This is a genomic window from Polaromonas sp. P1_E3, from assembly GCF_056405935.1.
Map to the genome: position 1 here is coordinate 1 of NZ_JBFUBD010000631.1, position 1,151 is coordinate 1,151.

1 protein-coding gene is annotated in these 1,151 nt (G+C 57.4%); it reads left to right on the forward strand.

Features of this window, described 5'->3' with window-relative positions; translation table 11 throughout:
- Window positions 1–134 precede the first annotated feature (134 nt).
- A partial coding sequence (locus AC1D0Z_RS22340; RefSeq protein WP_477660336.1) for a vWA domain-containing protein occupies window positions 135–1,151 on the forward strand: 1,017 nt, incomplete at its 3' end.

Sequence of the window (1,151 nt, forward strand, 5' to 3'; positions counted from 1 at the left end):
ATCAAAAAGGCCTTGCGCGGCGTTGCAAAGCCTTGACGGGGTCTACCCCGCCTGCGTTTTGCGCCTTGCTCAAGGCCTTTTTGACTCGCAACGCATCTTGCAWAMATAGYGTTAACAGGCCCTAGGAGTTTTCCATGCTGATCGATTTCTTCTACACCCTGCGCTCGGCCAAGTTGCCGGTTTCCGTCAAGGAATACCTGATGCTGCTCGAAGCCCTGCAGGCGGGCGTCGTCGGCCCCAACAGCGACAAGCTCGACGCCCATGACGGCGAAGGCGCGTGGAAGATTGACGATTTTTATTACCTGAGCCGTACGGTGCTGGTGAAGGACGAGAAAAACTACGACAAATTCGACCGTGCCTTTGCCGCCTACTTCAAGGGCGTCGAAATGCTGGCCGATTTCACCAAGGACATCCCCCTGGAGTGGCTACGCAAAAACCTGGAGCTCGAACTGAGCCCCGAGGAAAAAGCCAAGATCGAAAAAATGGGCTGGGATGAGCTCATGGAAACGCTCAAAAAACGCTTTGAAGAGCAGAAAGAGCGCCACGAAGGCGGCAGCAAATGGATAGGCACGGGCGGCACCTCGCCCTTCGGCGCCAACGGCTTCAACCCCCAGGGCATACGCATAGGTCAGGAAAAGAGCCGCAACAAGAGCGCGGTCAAAGTCTGGGACCAGCGCGCCTACAAGGACTATGACGACACGCAGGAACTGGGCACACGCAACATCAAGGTCGCGCTTCGGCGCCTGCGCAAGTTCGCGCGCCAGGGCAATGTGGAAGAGCTGGACCTGGACGACACCATACGCTCCACCGCGGCCAACGCCGGCTGGCTGGACATCAAGATGGTGCCGGAGCGCCACAACAACGTGAAGGTGCTGCTGCTGATGGACGTGGGCGGCACCATGGACGAGCACATCCACCGCGTCRAGGAAATGTTCTCGGCCGTCAAGGCCGAGTTCAAGCACCTGGAGTTTTATTACTTCCACAACTGCGTCTATGACTTCATGTGGAAGAACAACCGCCGCCGTTTCAGCGAGAAATTCCCGACTTGGGACATCATCCGAAAGTACAACAAGGACTACAAACTCATCTTCGTCGGCGACGCGACCATGAGCCCCTACGAAATCCTGCAGCCCGGCGGCAGCGTGGAATAC